13 protein-coding genes, 1 pseudogene and 1 riboswitch are annotated in these 18,054 nt (G+C 64.1%); of the genes and pseudogenes, 5 read left to right on the top strand and 9 right to left on the bottom strand.

All coding sequences use genetic code 11. The features are described from left to right. Nucleotides 1–87: 87 nt before the first annotated feature. From DM373_RS17710 to DM373_RS17685, 5 genes are all read right to left on the bottom strand, one after another. Nucleotides 88–807 carry a YiaD family glycine zipper/OmpA-like lipoprotein gene (locus DM373_RS17710; protein ID WP_110994810.1) on the bottom strand — a complete coding sequence of 240 codons (720 nt, stop codon included), beginning with the start codon at nucleotides 805–807 and terminating at the stop codon, nucleotides 88–90. A 95-nt stretch (nucleotides 808–902) separates the two neighbouring features. After that, a complete protein-coding gene (locus DM373_RS17705) occupies nucleotides 903–1,547 on the bottom strand; it encodes an MBL fold metallo-hydrolase (protein WP_110994809.1) in 645 nt (214 codons plus the stop codon). A 191-nt stretch (nucleotides 1,548–1,738) separates the two neighbouring features. Continuing rightward, nucleotides 1,739–2,431, bottom strand: a complete 693-nt coding sequence (locus DM373_RS17695) for a sensor histidine kinase (protein WP_110994808.1) — start codon at nucleotides 2,429–2,431, stop codon at nucleotides 1,739–1,741. Beyond that, nucleotides 2,428–4,035, bottom strand: a complete 1,608-nt coding sequence (locus tag DM373_RS17690; protein ID WP_110994807.1) for a response regulator — start codon at nucleotides 4,033–4,035, stop codon at nucleotides 2,428–2,430. The genes DM373_RS17695 and DM373_RS17690 overlap by 4 nt, the downstream gene beginning before the upstream one ends. A 162-nt stretch (nucleotides 4,036–4,197) precedes the next feature. After that, entirely contained in the window at nucleotides 4,198–6,915 is a 2,718-nt protein-coding gene (locus DM373_RS17685; RefSeq protein ID WP_110994806.1) for a winged helix-turn-helix domain-containing protein, read from the bottom strand. On the opposite strand from DM373_RS17685, the gene DM373_RS28780 reads away from it, so the two are divergent. Continuing rightward, nucleotides 6,914–7,111: a hypothetical protein gene (locus tag DM373_RS28780; RefSeq protein ID WP_157966856.1), complete on the top strand. Its 198-nt coding sequence runs from the start codon at nucleotides 6,914–6,916 to the stop codon at nucleotides 7,109–7,111. The genes DM373_RS17685 and DM373_RS28780 overlap by 2 nt on opposite strands. Nucleotides 7,112–7,182: 71 nt before the next feature. On the opposite strand, the gene DM373_RS17680 is transcribed toward DM373_RS28780, so the two are convergent. The 3 genes from DM373_RS17680 to DM373_RS17670 all read right to left on the bottom strand — a co-directional run bounded on the left by DM373_RS17680 (nucleotide 7,183) and on the right by DM373_RS17670 (nucleotide 12,517). Further along, nucleotides 7,183–8,547: a DUF1329 domain-containing protein gene (locus tag DM373_RS17680; protein ID WP_110994805.1), complete on the bottom strand. Its 1,365-nt coding sequence runs from the start codon at nucleotides 8,545–8,547 to the stop codon at nucleotides 7,183–7,185. Between the two features lie 26 nt (nucleotides 8,548–8,573). Next, the gene (locus DM373_RS17675) at nucleotides 8,574–10,499 is read right to left on the bottom strand and encodes a DUF1302 domain-containing protein (protein ID WP_110994804.1); all 1,926 of its coding nucleotides are present in this window, start codon (nucleotides 10,497–10,499) and stop codon (nucleotides 8,574–8,576) included. A gap of 335 nt (nucleotides 10,500–10,834) precedes the next feature. Next, nucleotides 10,835–12,517, bottom strand: a complete 1,683-nt coding sequence (locus DM373_RS17670; protein ID WP_110994803.1) for a fatty acid--CoA ligase — start codon at nucleotides 12,515–12,517, stop codon at nucleotides 10,835–10,837. Nucleotides 12,518–12,753: 236 nt separating this feature from the next. Between DM373_RS17670 and DM373_RS17665 the strand changes: the two genes are divergently transcribed. From DM373_RS17665 to DM373_RS17655, 3 genes are all read left to right on the top strand, one after another. Next, nucleotides 12,754–13,719: a 2-hydroxyacid dehydrogenase gene (locus DM373_RS17665; protein WP_110994802.1), complete on the top strand. Its 966-nt coding sequence runs from the start codon at nucleotides 12,754–12,756 to the stop codon at nucleotides 13,717–13,719. A gap of 51 nt (nucleotides 13,720–13,770) precedes the next feature. Beyond that, entirely contained in the window at nucleotides 13,771–14,769 is a 999-nt protein-coding gene (locus tag DM373_RS17660) for a class I SAM-dependent methyltransferase (RefSeq protein ID WP_110994801.1), read from the top strand. A gap of 38 nt (nucleotides 14,770–14,807) precedes the next feature. Then, nucleotides 14,808–14,929, top strand: a riboswitch (yybP-ykoY riboswitch). Nucleotides 14,930–15,019: 90 nt separating this feature from the next. Continuing rightward, complete coding sequence (locus DM373_RS17655; RefSeq protein ID WP_208642806.1) at nucleotides 15,020–15,604, top strand: TMEM165/GDT1 family protein; 585 nt, start codon at nucleotides 15,020–15,022, stop codon at nucleotides 15,602–15,604. A gap of 189 nt (nucleotides 15,605–15,793) precedes the next feature. Here the strand turns inward: DM373_RS17655 and DM373_RS17650 are convergent, their stop codons facing one another. Then, nucleotides 15,794–16,609, bottom strand: a complete 816-nt coding sequence (locus tag DM373_RS17650; RefSeq protein WP_110994799.1) for a M48 family metallopeptidase — start codon at nucleotides 16,607–16,609, stop codon at nucleotides 15,794–15,796. 151 nt (nucleotides 16,610–16,760) lie between these two features. On the opposite strand from DM373_RS17650, the pseudogene DM373_RS29735 reads away from it, so the two are divergent. Next, a pseudogene (locus DM373_RS29735) lies at nucleotides 16,761–18,044 on the top strand (methyl-accepting chemotaxis protein); the annotation flags it as partial. Between the last annotated feature and the right edge of the window lie 10 nt (nucleotides 18,045–18,054).

Below are 18,054 nucleotides of genomic sequence, written 5' to 3'. Positions count from 1 at the left end.
AAAGCATCGCGGGGCAAGCCCGCTCCCACGCCGTGAACAAATGGCGTGGGAGCGGGCTTGCCCCGCGATCGGTTGCAGCCAGGCAGCTTAAGGGTACTGCTGCACGGTACCCTGCTGGTCATACTGCTGACCCGGAATCGGCTTGAGGTTGACCTCGACGCGGCGGTTCTGCGCGCGGCCGTTGGCGTCGGCGTTGCTGGCGATCGGCTGGTCAGGGCCCATGCCACGCACCGTCACCCGCGATGCATCGACACCTTGCGAGGTCAGGTAGCTGCTGACGGCCTGGGCGCGGCGCTGCGACAGGTCCATGTTGTGCTGGCGGCTGCCGGTGCTGTCGGTGAATCCGACCACTTCGATGGTGTTCTGGTTGAACTGCTTGAACGAACCGGCGAGGTTGTTCAGCGGCGAGTAGAAACTTGGGGCGATGTTCGCCGAGTCGGTGGCGAAGGTGATGTTGCCCGGCATGATCAGCTTGATCTGGTCACCCTGACGCTGCACTTCGACGCCCGTGTTGGCCATTTGCGCACGCAGCGCGGCCTCTTGCTTGTCGGCGTAGTAACCGTAGCCCGCGGCGGCTGCGCCCACTGCGGCGGCGCCGATCAGCGCACCCTTGCCGCGGTTGTTGTGGTTGATGGCAGCACCGGCGACGGCGCCGGCCAGCGCGCCCAGGCCACCGTACTTGGCAGTTTTGCTCATCCCTGTGGAGCCTTGCGCCTGGCCTTGGTTGTCATACGGGTTGGGGCTGGCACAACCGGACATCAGGGCGGCGGCGGTAGCGACGATAATCAGACGACGCATGGTGAACATGGACAAGCTCCTACTGAAATTCAAAAGTGCAGCGGATCACTCACGGATCTGTGCCAGCCTTGGATTGCAGCAAAGCGGAAAAATTCCATGCAACCTCAGGCACGCACGAACGGGTTTTCGCGCATTTCGTCGCCCAGTCGGGTTTCCGGGCCATGGCCGGTCACCACGATGGCGTCTTCATCGAGGCGGTACAGTCGCTCCTTGATGGAACGAACGATAGTCCGTTGGTCACCACCCCACAAATCGGTGCGGCCGACACCGCGGCGGAACAGGGTGTCGCCGGCAATCAGCAGTTTCTGCTCGGCGAACCAGAAGCTCATCGAGCCGGGGCTATGCCCTGGCGTATGCAGGGCCACGCCACAACCACACGCCAGTTCCTCGTCGTCGCTCAGCCAGCGGTCCGGTGCAGGCACGGGCGTGTAGGGCATGCCGAACATCTGGCATTGCATCTCCAGGTTGTCCCACAACGGCTGGTCGTCCTTGTGCAGGTGCAAGGTGGCGCCGGTCAGTTCCTTGAGCCTGCCCGAGGCGAGGAAGTGATCGAAGTGGGCGTGGGTATGGATGATGCTCACCAGGGTCAGGCCATGGTGCTGCAGGCGGGCGAGGATCTTCTGCTCGTCACCGCCCGGGTCGACGACAATGGCTTTCTTGCTGAGCGGGTCGCCGATCAGCGTGCAGTTGCACTGCAGGGGGCCAACGGGGAAGGTTTCGCGGATGAGCGCTACGGATGGTTTTTCCATGACAGGACACTGCACACAATTAATCGAAGAGGGTTTGAACACGCGCCAGCGCGTCCAGGATCACGGCTTCAGGAACGGATTCGATGCGCTTGGCGCCCCTCGCTTCAAGGTCTACCGTGCGTAGCTGATTGCACAGCATCACACCTTGCGTCTGGGTACCGGCGCCGCTCAGGGTAACTGCAAACCAGCACTCAGGGCAGATACAACCTGAACAACCCGCCCCCCAGCGCCCCGCCATTGGCGATCTCGATTCGTCCATGCACGCCATTGCGCTCATGCAGTGCGGCGATGCGCGCAGCGAAGTACAAGCCCAGCCCGGTGCTGCCGCTCTGCTGATCGATACCCTGCACATAATCCTGCTGGCGCTCGAGCATGCGCTGTGGATAACCGGCGCCATCGTCGTTGACGCTGATCACCAACTGCTCGCCCTCCTCCTCGATACCGATCAGCAAGGTGTGGCCGGCATAGCGGATGGCGTTGGTCAGCACGTTGGCCAGCACCGATGCCACCAGTTCGCGGTCGAAGAAGCCCAGCGGGCTCTCGGTGTCGATGCGCCAGGTGGCGAGGATGTCGCGATGCTTGAGCACCTCCTCATGGGCGGCCAGCTGAGCCTCTATGAAGTCGTCCAACTCATGGTAGTCCGGGCAGACCGGGAGCTGGTTCACCCCCAGTTTGTACAAGCCCAGCATCTGCACCAGCATGCCGTTGAGGTGGCGGAACTCGTGCTCCATCACGCCCTGCTCGGCACCGCCCTGCAACGCCTCGGGCAACCGTGCCAGCCACTGGTTGTGCGCCTGGATCAACGCCGACAGCGAGTTCTTCAGGTCGTGCACGGTGGAGGCGATCACCGTGGAGAAATCCAGCCCCTGGTTGTCGTGGTTCATGCGCCGAAGACCCGGATGTGCAGTTTGCGGTAGCGATCGTAGCGGCTGTCGCTGGCAGGGATGCCCGCCACGCTGGTGAGGCAGCTGCGACACTCCTCCATCAATGCCGGTGGCGGTGTCTCGCCACCGATGCGCAGCAGTGCCTGGGCGGTATTGAGGGCGATGCTGATGTTCTTCGGCTGCAGCGACAGCGCCTTGCGGAACATGCCCAGCGCCTCGCTGAGCTGCCCGCCCTGGTAGCTGCGCACGCCTTGACGGTTTAGGTCGACCGCCTCGGTCACCGCACCGAGCACCACCGGGTCATCGGTAAGTTTGGCTACGCTCTGCATGACCTTGGGATCGTCGCCGTAGGTTTCCACGCAGCCTTTGAGAATCGAGGTGCCCGCCGCGTCCTGGCCCAGCTGCTGCAGTTGCTTGGCCACGGTCAGCGCCGCCTCGACCGAGAAGAACTGCTCCATCTTCTCCAGGCGTTGCATGGCCTGTTCGGTGAGCTTGGCGGCTGTCTCCGCATCGCCCGCCTGCTGCAGGCTCGCCGCCTTCATCAACCGCGCCCGCACTTGCAGGCCCTGGTCCTCGACGTTTTCCTTGGCCACTTCACTGAGCACACTGTTGATCTCGACCCGGGTTCGCGCGTCGAGACCGTTGCCAGCATTCTTGTTCATCAATGCCTGGGCCAGCCCCAGGTTGGTTTCGGCACTCTTGTAGCGCGAACTCTGGCCTTGGCTGACAGCATGCCGAAACGCTTTGGAAGCACCCTCGAAGTCGGCATTGTCCAGCGCCAGCTTGCCCAGCGCGGCTTGCCGGCGCACCGCCAGCGGCGACAATCGTACCGCCTCCTCGAGCATGTGCTGGGCACGCCGGCTCTCACCCTGGGCCACCAGCACCTCGGCCATGCCGTCATACAGGCTGGGCATGATCGGGAAGGCCTTGAGCGCCTGTTCGTATACACCCTGCGCCTGGGCATGCTGGCCGCGCTTGTGCAGCAAGCTGCCCAGCGCCGCATAGACCCACGGTTGCGGGCGGCTGGCGAGGATGCCTTTGAGGAATTTTTCCAGTTCTTCGAAGCGGTTGAGATCGCGCAGCGCATCGGCACGATAGCGCAGGCACAGCGGCGCAAAGCGAGGGTCCTGCTTGCACAGCTCGGCACAGGCCGTCATCACTTCAGCCGGGCGACCACGGTCAAGGGCCTGGAGAATCGGTTTGAGCAGGGTCTTGCGCTGAACCAGCTTCTCGAGGCGCTGGGCCAGGCCTACGCGGTTGAAAGGCTTGGTCAGGTAAGCGTCAGGCTCGTGCTCGATGGCACTCAGCACGATGGCCTGGCTGCTTTCAGCGGTGACCATGATGAACACGCACTCATGGCTGATCAGCTTGTCGAGAATCAGGTCCTCAAGCACCTGCTGGCCGTTCTTCTTGCCATCGCCCAGGTGAAAGTCCTGCAAAACGAAGTCATAGCGCTTCTGCCCACACATGCGCAGCGCCTGCTCGCCACTGTCGGCGGTGTCCACGTCGCGTGCACCCAGCTCGCGCAACATGGAGCGCGTCGACGTGCGAAAGTCAGTGAAGTCGTCGACGATCAGAAAGCTTTTTTGCCCGTACTGCAGCATCAACACGACCTGTAGAAGGAAGAAGGGAAATTGGCGCGTGGCAATGCAAGACGCCGAAATGTGTATCGGCAGCCTCTGCACAAAGATGAGTGGGGAAAAAGCAGTGCGCCAGGGTAGCCAGTGGCCACCATTTTAGCGGCCGGCGTGCACCTGGGCCAGCCTTCAGGCCAGCATGCCCAGAGACTTGGCCCTGGCGACGGCTTGCGTGCGCCGCTCTACCCCAAGCTTGCTGTTGATATGGCTGGCGTGGGTCTTGACCGTATGCAGCGAAATGAACAGCCGCTCACTGATCTGCTGGTTCGAGCAGCCCTGGGCAATCAGCTCCAGCACCGCGAGTTCGCGCGCACTCAAGGCTTCAGAGGCCCCATTGGCGGTGGTCAGCGCCTCGGGCAAGCGCGCCAGCAGCTCCGCCTGGGCCGGGCAGGCAGCTCTGAGCTCGAGTTGATCGCGCAACCACTGCGGGTGCTCCTCGACAAGCCGCGCGAAGGCCTGCAGCGCGCCCCCTTGCGCAGCCTCCATGGCGTGCGCCAAGCACTTGCAGGCTTCGGGCTCACGGCCTTCGGCCAGCAGCAGTTCGATCAGCTGGCACGACGCACTGACCACCAGTGTCATGCCGCCATTGGCCTGGCCACGCTCGACCAGTGCCTGCAAGCGCGACTCGGCCTCGCGCGGGCGCTGCAGCACGCGATCGAGCAGCGCCTGCTGCAGCTCGATGTGCAAGGGCAGCAAGGGGTGAAACTCCGGTGCGGCGGCGGGCAGCTTGCCGCCGTAGGTCTGGCCCAGGCGCAGCAGCCAGGACTCGGCGAGGTCTGTGCGCCCCTGGGCGATCCAGAGCTCGCACTTCACCAGCGTAATCATGGCCAGGTAGAAGATCGGCGGAACATCCCAGATGTGCATCAGCCGCTCCGCCTCGGCCAGCTCCGCAAACGCCTCGGTGAAACGCCTTTCACGCCCCTCGAGCGAGGCGATCACGCAGTGACCGATAAGCACGCTGATGTCACGGCAGGTGCGTGCTTCGCTGAGCCCCGCACGCAAGCGTGCGCGCCCCTGGCCAGGCTGCAGGCCAGCCGCAAGCAGATAGCCTTCGTACAAGGTGAGCCGGGCCCGCACGGCGTACAGCCGCTGCCCCGACAACCCCTGCAGCCGCTGCAGGCCCTGACGCACTTCATCCAGCGCGCGCCGCACTTCGCCACGGGCATGCAGCACACGTGCACGGTCGTAATGCGCCAATGCCTCGAACAACGGGTTGCCGACACGCTGGGCCAACTCGAGCGCCTCGCGGTTCCAGCCACGCGCCCGCCAGAAATCACCATCGGCGATGGCCAGGTTGGACAGCGTGGAAAGACACACCAGGCGTTGCCCGTAGCGCTTGCGAGGCAGGCTGCGCAGTGCTTGCGTGCAGTAAGCCAGGGTGCGCTCGCGATCGCCGCGGCCGCGGGCGATCACGCCGCTGAGCGCCAGCCACTGGGCCAGCATCGACTTCTGCGCCGTGGCCGACGGCGCCGGCAGGAAGCGGCTCAGATAACCTGCAAGCTCTTCGGCCGCGTCCAGCTGGCAAGCCAGCCCCAGGGCCCAGCTGTACAGCACGATCAGCCGGGGCGTGCTGATCAGCAAGCTGTCAGGCAAGTCCATTTTCCAGCGCAGCAGCATGCCGACGTTCTGCTCGGCCAGCAGTTGCTCTTCCGACAAGCTCTGCACCAGGTCCGCCGCCACGTCGAGGTGCCCGGCACGCAATGCCTGCTCTACCGCCTCATCCAGCAGCCCCTGGCCCTCGAACCAACGACAGGCACGCAGATGCAAGCTCGCCAGCGGCTCGCTGGCCTGCCGACTGCGCAGCAGGTCGGAGAACAGGTGGTGGTAACGGAACCAGCGCCCATGCTCATCGAGCGGCACCAGGAAGACCTGATGGGCCTGCAGGTAGCTCAGCGCCTGTGCACTGTCGTCACGCTCGCGCACCGCGTCGCACAGCTCAGCGCAAAAGCGCTCCTGGCAAGCGGTGTCGTAAAGAAATGCCTGCACGGGCGCGGGCAGGATGTCGATGACTTCCTCGAGCAGGTAATCACGGATCAAGCCTTCGCCGCCGTGCAACGCCTGCGGCAAGGCATGCTCGTCACCCGACTCACTGGCCGCCAGTTGCCAGAAACGCAGCCCCGCCACCCAACCGTCGCTGCGCTGGATCAGGTTATCGAGCGCCTGGCCACGCAAGCCGGTGGGTTGGCGGCCAATCACCGCCAAGGCTTCATCGGGGGTCAGGCGCAAGTCCTGCTCGTTGAGTTCGACCAATTGGCGCGACAGCCGCAGGCGCGCCAGGTGCCAGTCTGGCCGCTGCCGGCTGGTGACCAACAGCACCAACCCGGCAGGCAGATGATTGAGGAAAAACTGCAGACAGCGATCGAGTACTGCCCCTTGGGCGAGGTGGTAGTCGTCCAGGACCAGCAGCAGGGGGGTATCGGGCTGCAGGTACAGCGCAAGCTCGTCGAGCAGGCCATCGAGCCACTCTTCAAAGGCAAAGGGTTGGTGGCGCTGACGCATTTTCAGCAGCCCCAGGGCTTGGCCTCCCAACGCCGGGCAGAACTGCTGCAGCCCTTCAAGCAAGCGCTCGAGGAAGCGACCAGGGTCGGCATCGCGCTGGCTCAGGCCCAGCCAGAGGCTGCGCCAATGGCCAGGCAGCTCCTGGCAGAACTCGATGGCAAGCGAACTCTTGCCAAAGCCGGCTGGCGCGTTGACCAACAGTAAGCGCCCATCCAGCCCCGCCTGCAGGCGCTGGCACAGGCGGGCTCTCGGTACGTGGGCGTCGGGCAGGGGTGGCCTGAAGAAACGCCCGTCCAGCAGGCCCAAGGCCTGGCTGGCGACTCCATGCATACGGGACAGGTCTGTCATGGCCGGCTCGTTCTGTTTGGAAGACTACGGCGATATGGATTTTTGCGAGACTAGCGGCAAATGCTATGCATTTGAAGATGATGGCGGCGATTTAGCCAAAAAAGACTACGACAAAAAGAAACGCTGGCGATGGACATCATCTCGATTGATGACACCCCATCAACCAAATCACCTCGAAGGTTCTCGACGACAGTAGCCCCTTACAACAGAAACGCCCCGGCAAGCCGGGGCGTTCTGGGAGTTCACAAGAAGTGTGTAACAGTCAGTTCATCGCACCCCCGCCTGGCGCAGGGCCGCTGGCTGGAACTCGGCCTTGCTGGCACTGAAGCCGAAGTTGTAGGCACTCTTCTCTTCGTTTTTCATGCCCAGGGCCAGGTAACGGCCAGACTGCAGGTCGTAGATGGCTTCCAGGGTGTACCACGGCACCTGCACGTTGTAGTACGGCTGGGCGTGGGCCTCGGAGATACGCCACAGTTGCCCGCGGCCGTCGTATTGGTCGATCACTGCGGCTTGCCAGGTGTCCTCGTCGATGTAGAAGTCACGTTTGGCATAGATGTGGCGCTGGCCCGGCTTGAGCGTGGCAACCACATGCCAGACACGGCGCAGCTCGTAGCGCGACAGGTCCTGGTTGATGTGCCCGGCCTTGATGATGTCGCCGTACTTGAGTTTCGGGTCGTCGAGCTTGAAGGCGTTGGCGGCGATGTACATCTCCTTCTTGCCTTCGAGTTTCCAGTCGTAGCGGTCCGGGGCACCGTTGTACATGTCCAGGTTGTCGGAGGTGCGCAGACCGTCGGCGGCAGTGCCCGGACCGTCATACGACACTTGCGGTGCCTGGCGTACCCGACGCTGGCCGGCGTTGTAGATCCATGCCTTGCGCGGCTCCTTGACCTGGTCGAGGGTTTCGTGAACCAGCAGTACGGTACCGGCCAGGCGGGCTGGCGCAGTCACTTCCTGCTTGAAATAGAACAGGATGTTGCCCGGGTTGGCGGGATCGAAGTCCTTCATCTTGTCGCGGAAGACGAACTGGTCCTGGAAGTACACCAGGCTATAGGAGCCGTTCTGCTGCGGGGTGGCTTGAGTGACCAGTCGGGTCACGCTACCGCCACGGTAGCGGGTGATGTGGTTCCAGATCACCTCAAGGCCATCCTTGGGAATCGGGAAAGGCACGGCGGTCTGGAAGTTCTCCAGGCCGTTGCCGCCCGCTACCAGGGTGGTCTTGGTGGCGTTTTGCTTGATCGCCGCAAAGACGTCGTCCGGCACCGTGGAGCCGCGGTGGGTCTTGTATACCGGGATCTTGTAGGTGTCCGGGTAGCGCTGGAACATCGCCAGCTGGCCAGGCGAAAGCTTGGCCTTGTACTGGTCGACGTTCTGCGCGGTGATGGTGAACAGGGGTTTTTCACTGCCGTAAGGGTCGGAGAGGAAGCCCTTGCTGTCGGCGCTGCCAGCGCTCTTCGACAGCGGTTCCCACGGGCCGATCGAGCCATCGGCGTTGCCGGCTTTTTCCGCCCCCATGGGGGTCAGCGATGCGCCCAGCTTGGCCGCCTCGTCGGCGGACACCGCAGCCATGACGCTGGTAGCCAACAGGGACAGGCCCAGTACACCGGCTTGCAGCAGACGTGTGGTCGTTTTCATTCTGTTGTCGTCCTGGATCAATGTGCTTAGAAGTTCACGCCGAAGCTGAGGGCGACGAAGTCGCGGTCATCCACGGTGGTGTACTTGCCGTCGAAGAAGTTGGTGTACGACAGGCTCGCGGTGTAGGTGTTCTGGTACTCGGCGTCCAGGCCCAGGCTGACCGCCTTGCGGCCTTCCTCGAAGGCGCCGCCAGGGCCAGGGGAGTAGCCATCGACGTCGTGGGACCAGGCCACGCTGGGGCGCAGGTTCACGCCGGCGAAGACGTTGTTGTAGTCCCAGATGGCACGCACGCGATAACCCCAGGAGTCGGCGGTGGTATAGCCATCGTTTTCGCAGTAGCGCGTCAGGTTGTTCTTGTCGGCGGCCGCCAGGGTGCTGGCGTTCAGGCTTTGGCAGCGGCCGTTGGGCAGCGGCCCTGGGCCATAGACCGGGTCACGGCCATAGCGTGCCTTGGAGGTGCTTTCCAGGCCGCCCACGTGGGTCCAGCCCACTTCACCCACCATGGTCAGGCGCTCTGCCCCCATCACCTGGTCGAAGAAGTGGGTGAAGGTGGTTTGCAGCTGGGTGATCTCTTTACGGCGATAGCCTGGCTGATCGGTGTTCGCCGTGCCCTTCAGGACCGATGCGTTAGGGTCAAGCGGCGTCAGGCCCGAATACAGGATATCGGTGGTGTTCAACTGCACCGGCGCATTCGGCCGGTAGCTGATTTCACCGCTCCAGGCCGTGCCAGTGGGCAAGGTCGTGGAGAAGCTCAGGCCGTACAGGCGGATGTCCTCTGGGTACTCCACGTAGTAGCTGGAGTTGCCCGCGACATAGAGCGGCATGAGCTGCTGGAGCAAAGCCGGGTTGGTTGCAGCAGCGGGTGGAACCCCAGCGCCGATCAGAGCGCCTGCCAGGTTGGCCGGGTTATAGAAGCGGGCCGCGGCGCCACGCCCACTGAAGATCGGTGCACGGCTGTGATAGTTCATGAAGTAGCCGCCGAACTCGGTGTTCAGCGGTTCGTACATGTAGCGCAGGGCCAAACCGAACTGGCCGCTGTCGCGGGCATCACGGTCGGGACCGCGACGTACGATCACGCCCTCGTCAGGCGAACCCCAGCTCACCCCTTGTGCCGTCAGCGCACGCAGGGCTGGCCCCGAGAGCGGCCCAAGGCCCCGAGCCACGTTGTTACGTGTGGCCAGCACCGCCAGGTTGTTGTCACAACCATCGGCAATTACGTCAGGCTGAGAGAAGAACGTACCGCAGTTGTCGACGACCGTCTGGTCCCACTCGATCTGGTAGAAGCCTTCTGCCGTCAGGTTGTCGGTCAGGCTCTGCGACACATAGAACATGTTGACGGGGATCAGGCCTTCCTTGATCTCCGCGCCTGGGCGGCGAAACGCCGAGACGTCGATGGGGTTGATGGAGTTGATGCCGCCACCGATGAAGGTGCTCTCACCCCAGCTCACCACCTGCTTGCCCAGGCGCACGGTGCCCGGCAGGTCGGCGATGTTGTAGTTGTGGTAGACGAAGGCATCGAGCAGCTCCGCACCCGAGGACTTGGCGCCTTCCTTGCGGTTGGAGTCGCTGATGTCCTTGAACTCGCGGTGTTCGTCCTTGAGCTCGAAGTCGTACCAGTACTTGCCACGGACGAACACGCCGGTGTCACCGTACTTGAGTTCGAGGTCGTGGATCCCCTTGAAGATCTTCGAGAAGGTCTCGCCCTTCTTGAAGTTCAGGTGACCATCGTCGGAGGTCTGCGACAACCCTCTGCCGCCGTTGTTGGCACCGATGAGGTTTTTGTTCGGATTGGCCGTCGACCAGCTGGCGCCCACGGAGAGCGACGAGTCGAACTGGCCTTCGATTTCCCCAATGTTGAAGCTGACAGCGAAAGCAGGACTTGCGAGCGTAGAAGCGAGGCTGACTGCCAGAGGCAGTTTTGCCCGGCGCCAGAACGGGTTTGCAGATGTCATCGACGCTACTCCATGTACTTTATTGTTATGGCAGTGAGTCCTTTCAAGAACGGCTCGAGCGCCTGGTAAAGCCGGCTCCTGCCCGTGGTATCGCACATCAATGATGCGCGGCACCCTCCCCCATTCCTGAAAAATCCCCTGGCCCGACTATAGCCAGCGGTCACAGGTGCTTGATCCCTCTAAAGTGTGATTTGCGCGCCCTGCTTGCGGCCGGCCCTGAAGGAGCGGCCCCATGGGCTGGCAGTGCTCAAGCATGGCCCAATTTTTCTGTTTGGCAAGGCTTCGGCCGCTCTAGCATGCGGCCCGCACCTTGTAAGGCACGAGCCGCCACAGGGTCAGAGCGTGGAAAGGAAAGTGCTGTTGCTGGCCTGCCACTGAGTGATGTCCAGGCGGATGCGCTTCTTGTCGAGCTTGCCGACACTGGTCTTGGGAATTTCAGTAACAATGGCGATCTGGCTGGGGATCGCCCACTTGTTGATGTGCCCTTGTTCGACGAACGGTTTGAGGTGTTCCTTGAGGGAACGCGCGTCGATGCTCAGCCCCTCGCGCACCACCAGCAGCGCGAACGGGCGCTCGCCCCATTGCGGGTCGGCCACGCCGACCACCGCCACCTCGCGCACCGCAGGGTGCCGGCTGACCAGGTCCTCGAGGTCGAGCGACGAGATCCACTCGCCCCCCGTCTTGATCACATCCTTGATGCGATCGCGGATATCGATGAAACCCATGCCATCGAGGGTCGCGACGTCACCGGTATGCAGCCAGCCGCCCTGCCACAGCTCCTCGCTTTTTTCCGGCTCCTTGAAGTACCCCATGGTCAGCCACGGCGCACGCAGGACCAGCTCGCCCTGGGACTCGCCATCGGCAGGGAGGATGTTGCCGTCGCCATCGACGATCGCCGCCTCCACCAGCGGCACCGGCACCCCGGCCTTGATGCGGTAGGTGACCCGCTCATCCTCGCTGCCGGCCTGCAACTCATCGTTCAGGTGCGCGGCGCTGATCAGCGGGCAGGTCTCCGACATGCCATACGCCGCGGTGAGCTGGATGCCCCGGGCCAGGGCCGCCTCGTACAGCGCCCGGTTGAGCGCGCTGCCGCCGATGATGATCTTCCAGCCGCCGAAGTTTTCACCCTGGGAGGACGGGCAGTTGAGCAGCATCTGCAGGATGGTCGGCACGCAGTGGGAGAAGGTGACCTTTTCCTCGCGCCACAGCTTGACCAGCATGTCCGGCTCATAGCGCCCGGGGTAGACCTGCTTCATGCCAAGCATGGTGGCCGCATAGGGAATACCCCAGGCGTGCACATGGAACATCGGGGTGATCGGCATGTACACATCGTTGCTGCCAAGCAGCCGCACGCTGTCGATGCTGCCGGTCACCGCGGCCTCGGCCAGGGTGTGCAGCACCAGCTGGCGGTGGGTGAAATACACGCCCTTGGGGTTGCCGGTGGTGCCGGTGGTATAGAACGTGGTGGCCACCGAGTTTTCGTCGAAATCGGGGAAGTCGTACTGCGGGCTGGCAGCCGCCAGCAGTTGCTCGTATTCGCCGTGAAGGCCAGGCAGGTCGGCGCTCTTGTCCGGCCCGTCGGTCAGCAGTACGGTGCCTTCCACGGTGGTCAACTGGCTGGCGATGCCCTGGTAGAGGCCGACGAAATCGCTGTTGACCAGCACGAAGCGGTCTTCGGCGTGGTTCATGGTGTAGAGAATCTGCTCGGGGGACAGGCGCACGTTGATGGTGTGCACCACCGCACCGATCATCGGGATGGCGAACATGCATTCCAGATAGCGGTGGCTGTCCCAATCCATGACCGCCACGGTATCACCGGCCTTCACGCCAGCGGCGCTCAGTACGTTGGCCAGGCGCGCGATGCGCTCGCTCAGTTGCGGGTAGGTGAGGCGTAACTGATCGCGATAGACGATTTCACGGGTCTTCTCGTAGCGCACGCCCGACATCAGCAGGCGCTTGATCAGCAGTGGATATTGGTAAGCGCCCTCGGCGGGCTTGATGATGCGCGTCTGCAGCATGGGTATCCCTTTTCTGGAAAGCGGGCCGGACAATTCAGGCACTTACTGTAGAACGGTGACGCACCGGTCAAATCAGCCGAAGGAATGATTTGGCTGGAACAGGTATGAGTGGGGCCGTCGTCGTTGACGAGCGGCGCCTGCGGAACCGACACTGCGCCCAGCTTCCTGAGGCCCCTTCGCGAGGCAAGCCCGCGCCCACGGATAGCCGAACACCTTTGCCCTGACCGGAGCCCCTCATGCCCAGCCTACGTCGCGCCGTGTTTCTCGATCACCACTCCCTCGACCTCGGCGACCTCGACCTTTCGCCCCTGCGCAGCCAATTCGACGAACTGCAACTGCATGCCGCGACCCGTCCGGACCAGGTTGCCGAGCGCCTGCAGGGCGCCACCGCAGTCATCAGCAACAAGGTCATGCTCGATGCCGAGGCGCTCGCGGCCAACCCGCAGCTCAAGCTGATCCTGGTTGCCGCCACCGGCACCAACAACGTCGACCTGGCCGCCGCTCGCGCCCAGGGCATCACCGTGTGCAACTGCCAGGGCTATGGCACCCCGTCGGTGGCGCAGCACACCCTGGCCCTGCTGCTGGCGCTGGCCACGCGCCTGTGCGACTACAACCAGGCCGTGGCGGCCGGCCAGTGGGCCAAGGCCAGCCAGTTCTGCCTGCTGGACTTCCCCATCGTCGAGCTGGAGGGCAAGACCCTCGGCCTGCTCGGCCATGGCGAGCTGGGTGGCGCGGTGGCGCGGCTGGCCGAGGCATTCGGCATGCGCGTGCTGACCGGGCAGATACCCGGGCGCCCACCCCGCGCGGATCGCCTGCCGCTGGAAGAGTTGCTGCCGCAGGTGGACGCCCTCACCCTGCATTGCCCGCTCAACGAACAGACCCGCCACATGCTGGGCGCCCGCGAGCTGGCGCTGCTCAAACCGGGCGCCCTGGTGGTCAATACCGCCCGTGGCGGGCTGATCGACGAGCAGGCGCTGGCCGACACACTGCGCAGCGGCCACCTGGGCGGCGCGGCCACCGATGTGCTGAGCGTCGAGCCCCCCGTCAACGGCAACCCTCTGCTGGCCGGCGACATCCCGCGCCTGATCATCACCCCGCACAGCGCCTGGGGCGCGGTGGAGTCGCGCCAGCGCATCGTCGGCCAGCTCGCCGAAAACGCCCTGGCCTACTTCGCCGGCCAGCCACGGCGAGTGGTCGGCTGATCGACTGGAGCCTCTGCTACACTGCGCCACTTTTTTCAGGAGGCGTCGTCCATGGACCCGCGCAGTGAAGTGTTGCTCCGCCAGGCGGACCTGTTCCAGGGCCCGTTGTTGATTGCCGGCGCCCAGGCCGATGGCCTGCTTGGCCAGCTGCCGGCGGCCCATGGCTGGACCTGGCATGCCGGCGATCAGGCGCTGCTTGAAAGCCGCTTCGCCGGGCGCAGCCACTATGGCGTCGAGGTGCCCGCGGCGGCCTTCGACAGCGCGGTGCTGTTCCTGCCCAAATCCCGCGAACTGGCCGCCTACCTGCTCAACGCGCTGGCGTCACGCCTGGCCGGCCGCGTGCTCTACCTGGTGGGTGAAAAACGCGGCGGCATCGAAGGTGCGGCCAAGCTGCTGCAGGCCTTTGGCAAACCGCGTAAGCTCGACAGCGCCCGGCACTGCCAGCTGTGGCAGGTGACCGTCGACAACGCCCCTGAAGCCAAGCCACTGCACAGCCTGGCGGAACGTTTCGAGCTGCCGCTCGCCGATGGCCCGCTGCAAGTCATCAGCCTGCCGGGGGTGTTCAGCCATGGCCGCCTGGACAAAGGCACGGCGCTGTTGCTGGAGCACCTCGACGGCCTGCCAGGCGGCCATGTGCTGGACTTTGGCTGCGGCGCCGGCGTGCTGGGGGCAACGGTCAAACGGCGTTACCCGCACAGCCGGGTCACCCTGCTGGATGTGGATGCATTCGCCGTGGCCGCCAGTCGCCTGACCCTTGCGGCCAACAACCTCGAAGGCGAGGTGATCAGCGGTGACGGCATCGATGCCGCCCCTGCCGACCTGGACCTGATCCTGAGCAATCCGCCGTTCCACACAGGGGTGCACACCGATTACCAGACCTCGGAGAACCTGCTGAAAAAATCTGGCGAACATCTTCGAAAAGGCGGTGAAATACGCCTGGTTGCCAACAGCTTCCTGCGCTATCAACCCTTGATCGAAGGCGCGCTCGGCAACTGCGAAATTCGCGCCGAAGCGCAGGGCTTTCGCATCTACCGGGCAACCCGTGGCTGAAAACAGCGCTTGCCGAATGCGCGCGGTGTAGGCAGAATCCGCTCCGTCCTAGGGGAGTAGTCTCCCGCGAGCGCCCTGCTCGCCCGGTACGCGTCAACACACTTGGCCCACAGGCCATGGCGCGTACGACCCACGATCCGCACAGACGGATCCAGGGTTTGACAAGACCTATGACACGCACACCTTACCCGGGGCGGGGAGGCTGTACGTGTCATAGCCGTGTCGACCCGCCCCCGTAGGAAACCTGATGCTGGAATCTCTGCTGGTCCCCACCGCCATCGTTGCGCTCGCCGAAATCGGCGACAAGACGCAACTGCTCGCACTCATCCTCGCGGCGCGTTTTCGCAAGCCCTGGCCGATCATCGCCGGCATTGTCGCCGCGACTCTGGCCAACCATGCCGCCGCTGGCGCCGTGGGTGCCTGGGTGAGCAGCTTCTTCACCGAATCGGTGCTGCACTGGATCCTTGCCGCAAGCTTCACCGCCACCGCGCTGTGGACCCTGGTGCCGGACAAGATGGACGATGACGAAAGCAGCAACGCACGCCGTTTCGGGCCGTTCCTGACCACCCTGATCGCGTTCTTCCTGGCGGAGATCGGCGACAAGACCCAGGTCGCCACGGTCATGCTGGCGGCGCAGTATCCGCACCTGATCATGGTGATCATCGGCACCACCCTGGGCATGCTGATTGCCAACGTGCCGGTGGTACTGGCAGGTAACTTCGCGGCCGAGAAACTGCCACTGACGCTGATTCGGCGCCTGGCGGCGGCGGCGTTCGTGGTGCTGGCGATCGTCGCGGTGTATTCGGCGATGAAGACCAGTGGCTGGATAGGCTGACAGCGGCAATAGGTAGGAGCAACTGTCTGTAGGAGCGGCCTTGTGCCGCGAAAGGGCTGCGCAGCGGCCCCGGCAATCTATCTGGTAACGCTGGGGGGCCGCTTTGCGGCCCTTTCGCGGCACAAGGCCGCTCCTACAGGTATCACGCAGTGCATGGGACAGGGGCGCACAGCGCCCCGTCCGAATGGCTTACTTCTTGGCCGCTTGATACAGCGGCATCACCTTCGGAATCGCTGCCTGCAACGAGGCGATCCGGCTGCTGGAGGCCGGGTGGGTGCTCATGAACTCAGGCGGCGCCCCTTCGGAAGCCTTGCTCATCTTGTTCCACAGGGTGATCGCGGCGTTCGGGTCGTAGCCGGCGCGGGCCGACAGCTCCAGGCCAATCAGGTCGGCCTCGTTCTCGTTGCTGCGGCTGTTGGGCAGAGTCATGGCGTAGTTCACCACGGTGTCGGCCAGCGCCATGCTGTCCTGGCCAAGGCCGAGGAAGGCACCCGCGCCCTGACGGGCCATTTCCACGCCATAGGCCTTGGACATCGCTTCACGGCCGTGCTCGCGCAGGGCGTGGGCAATTTCGTGGCCCATGACCGCGGCGATCTCGGCATCGTTGAGCTTGAGCTGATCGATCAGCCCGGTGTAGACGATGATCTTGCCGCCCGGGCCGCAGTTGGCATTGAGCTCGTCGCTCTTGATCACATTGACTTCCCACTTCCACTGCGCGGCATCCGGCCGGAACACTGGTGCCTGGGCGATGAGGCGGTCGGCGATGGCCTGCACGCGCTTGGCGTCGGCGCTGCCCTTGTCCAGCACGCCCTTGCTCGACGCTTCGCCGAGGGTCTGCTGGTACGACTGGGCATACATCTGGTTGACCTCATCGGTCGAGAGCATGCTGAACATGTACTGCTTGCGCTCGACGCCCACGGCGCCACCGCTGGTGGTATTGACCGCCTGGCAGCCGCCCAGCAGGACGCTGGCGCTCAACATGCTGACAACGAATGACTTACGCATTTAAACACTCCCTTTTTACGTGCCGCGTATCCTAGGCCCAGTCGTGCGCCTCGACCAGAGCCACAAGGAAGATTTCTTGCACGCCCCTCATGCTTTGGTATTAGCCCGCCGATAACCCAGGGATACGACCTCCTTGCGCGCGGAGCTTTTCATGAAGTTCAAGTCGATCCAGTTTTCCGTGGCCGCCCTGGCCGGTGCCATCGTGCTGAGCATTGTCGCGGCGCTGGTGCTCTACGCCGTGTATTCCGGCCAACGCACCCAGGCGCTGGTGGAACAGCGCACACAGAAGCAGTTCGAAAGCGTGATCGAGCAGCGCCTGGCAGCCCTGGCCCGCACCCAGGTCAGCGAGATCCAGCGCGGCCTTGAGGCGCCCCTGGCGATTGCCCGCAGTCTGGCCACCAGCAACGCCATGCTCGGCATGCAGGCCGCCGATGGCAGCCCGCTGATGCGGATCGACCGTGAACACCTGATCAACCAGCTCAAGCGCACCGTAGAGGTCAACCCGACGGTACTGGGCGCGTACCTGGGCTGGGAGCCCAACGCCCTCGACCATGACGACGCCCGCTACGTCGGCAGCAAGCTGGTCGGCATCGACAGCGCCAACGGCCGCTTCCTGCCCTGGTGGTTCCGCAACGGCGACGGCAGCCTCGGCCAGGACCAACTGGCCGACGTCAACGACCGCACCGTGCTGGCCACCGGCGTGCGCGCCAGCGAGTACTACCTGTGCCCGAAAGAGTCGAAGAAGGCCTGCGTGATCGACCCGGCACCGTACAAGGTCGGCGACAAGATGGTCATGCTCGCCTCGTTCGTCGAACCGATCATGGTCGATGGCCAGTTCAAGGGCATGGCCGGCGCCGACCTGTCGGTGAACTTCATCCAGGACCTGCTCAACGCCGCCGACCGCCAGCTCTACGACGGAGCCGGCGAACTGGCGCTGGTGTCGAGCAACGGCCGCCTGGTGGCCTATACCCGAGACCCGGCGAAGTTCGGCGAAAAAGCCAGCGAAGTGCTCGACAGCGAAGAGTCGGGCACCCTCAACAGCCTGAGCGGCGAAGCCCTGCATTATGAAGTGGACGCCGGCAAGGACCGCATCGAGCTGTACCTGCCGTTCAAGGTCGCCAGCACCGATGCGCGCTGGACCTTGCTGCTGGAACTGCCGTTGAGCACGGTGATGGCCGACGTCAATCAGTTGCAGCAGGATCTGGCCGAACAACGTCGCACCGACATCGCCGGCATGACCGTGGTCGGCCTGGGCATCGCCGCGCTGGGCCTGCTGGTGATCTGGCTGCTGGCCCACGGCATCGCCCGCCCACTGCGCCAGATGGTGGCCATGCTCGACGACATCGCCCAGGGCGAAGGCGACCTGACCCGCCGCCTGCAAAGCGACCGCGCCGACGAATTGGGCGCCATCGCCAAGGGCTTCAACACCTTCCTGGTCAAGCTGC

Origin of the sequence: Pseudomonas sichuanensis, assembly GCF_003231305.1 — a bacterium.
Lineage (GTDB): Bacteria > Pseudomonadota > Gammaproteobacteria > Pseudomonadales > Pseudomonadaceae > Aquipseudomonas > Aquipseudomonas sichuanensis.
This window is presented reverse-complemented; position numbering and strand designations above follow the sequence as displayed.

Bases quoted from the DNA above. Each gene is read 5' to 3' on its own strand.
- DM373_RS17710 (WP_110994810.1), bottom strand. From the start codon at position 807: ATGTTCACCATGCGTCGTCTGATTATCGTCGCTACCGCCGCCGCCCTG.
- DM373_RS17670 (WP_110994803.1), bottom strand. From the start codon at position 12,517: ATGCTGCAGACGCGCATCATCAAGCCCGCCGAGGGCGCTTACCAATAT.
- DM373_RS17680 (WP_110994805.1), bottom strand. From the start codon at position 8,547: ATGAAAACGACCACACGTCTGCTGCAAGCCGGTGTACTGGGCCTGTCC.
- DM373_RS17675 (WP_110994804.1), bottom strand. From the start codon at position 10,499: ATGACATCTGCAAACCCGTTCTGGCGCCGGGCAAAACTGCCTCTGGCA.
- DM373_RS17660 (WP_110994801.1), top strand. From the start codon at position 13,771: ATGGACCCGCGCAGTGAAGTGTTGCTCCGCCAGGCGGACCTGTTCCAG.
- DM373_RS17690 (WP_110994807.1), bottom strand. From the start codon at position 4,035: ATGCTGCAGTACGGGCAAAAAAGCTTTCTGATCGTCGACGACTTCACT.
- DM373_RS17685 (WP_110994806.1), bottom strand. From the start codon at position 6,915: ATGACAGACCTGTCCCGTATGCATGGAGTCGCCAGCCAGGCCTTGGGC.
- DM373_RS17665 (WP_110994802.1), top strand. From the start codon at position 12,754: ATGCCCAGCCTACGTCGCGCCGTGTTTCTCGATCACCACTCCCTCGAC.
- DM373_RS17650 (WP_110994799.1), bottom strand. From the start codon at position 16,609: ATGCGTAAGTCATTCGTTGTCAGCATGTTGAGCGCCAGCGTCCTGCTG.
- DM373_RS17705 (WP_110994809.1), bottom strand. From the start codon at position 1,547: ATGGAAAAACCATCCGTAGCGCTCATCCGCGAAACCTTCCCCGTTGGC.
- DM373_RS17695 (WP_110994808.1), bottom strand. From the start codon at position 2,431: ATGAACCACGACAACCAGGGGCTGGATTTCTCCACGGTGATCGCCTCC.
- DM373_RS28780 (WP_157966856.1), top strand. From the start codon at position 6,914: ATGGCCGGCTCGTTCTGTTTGGAAGACTACGGCGATATGGATTTTTGC.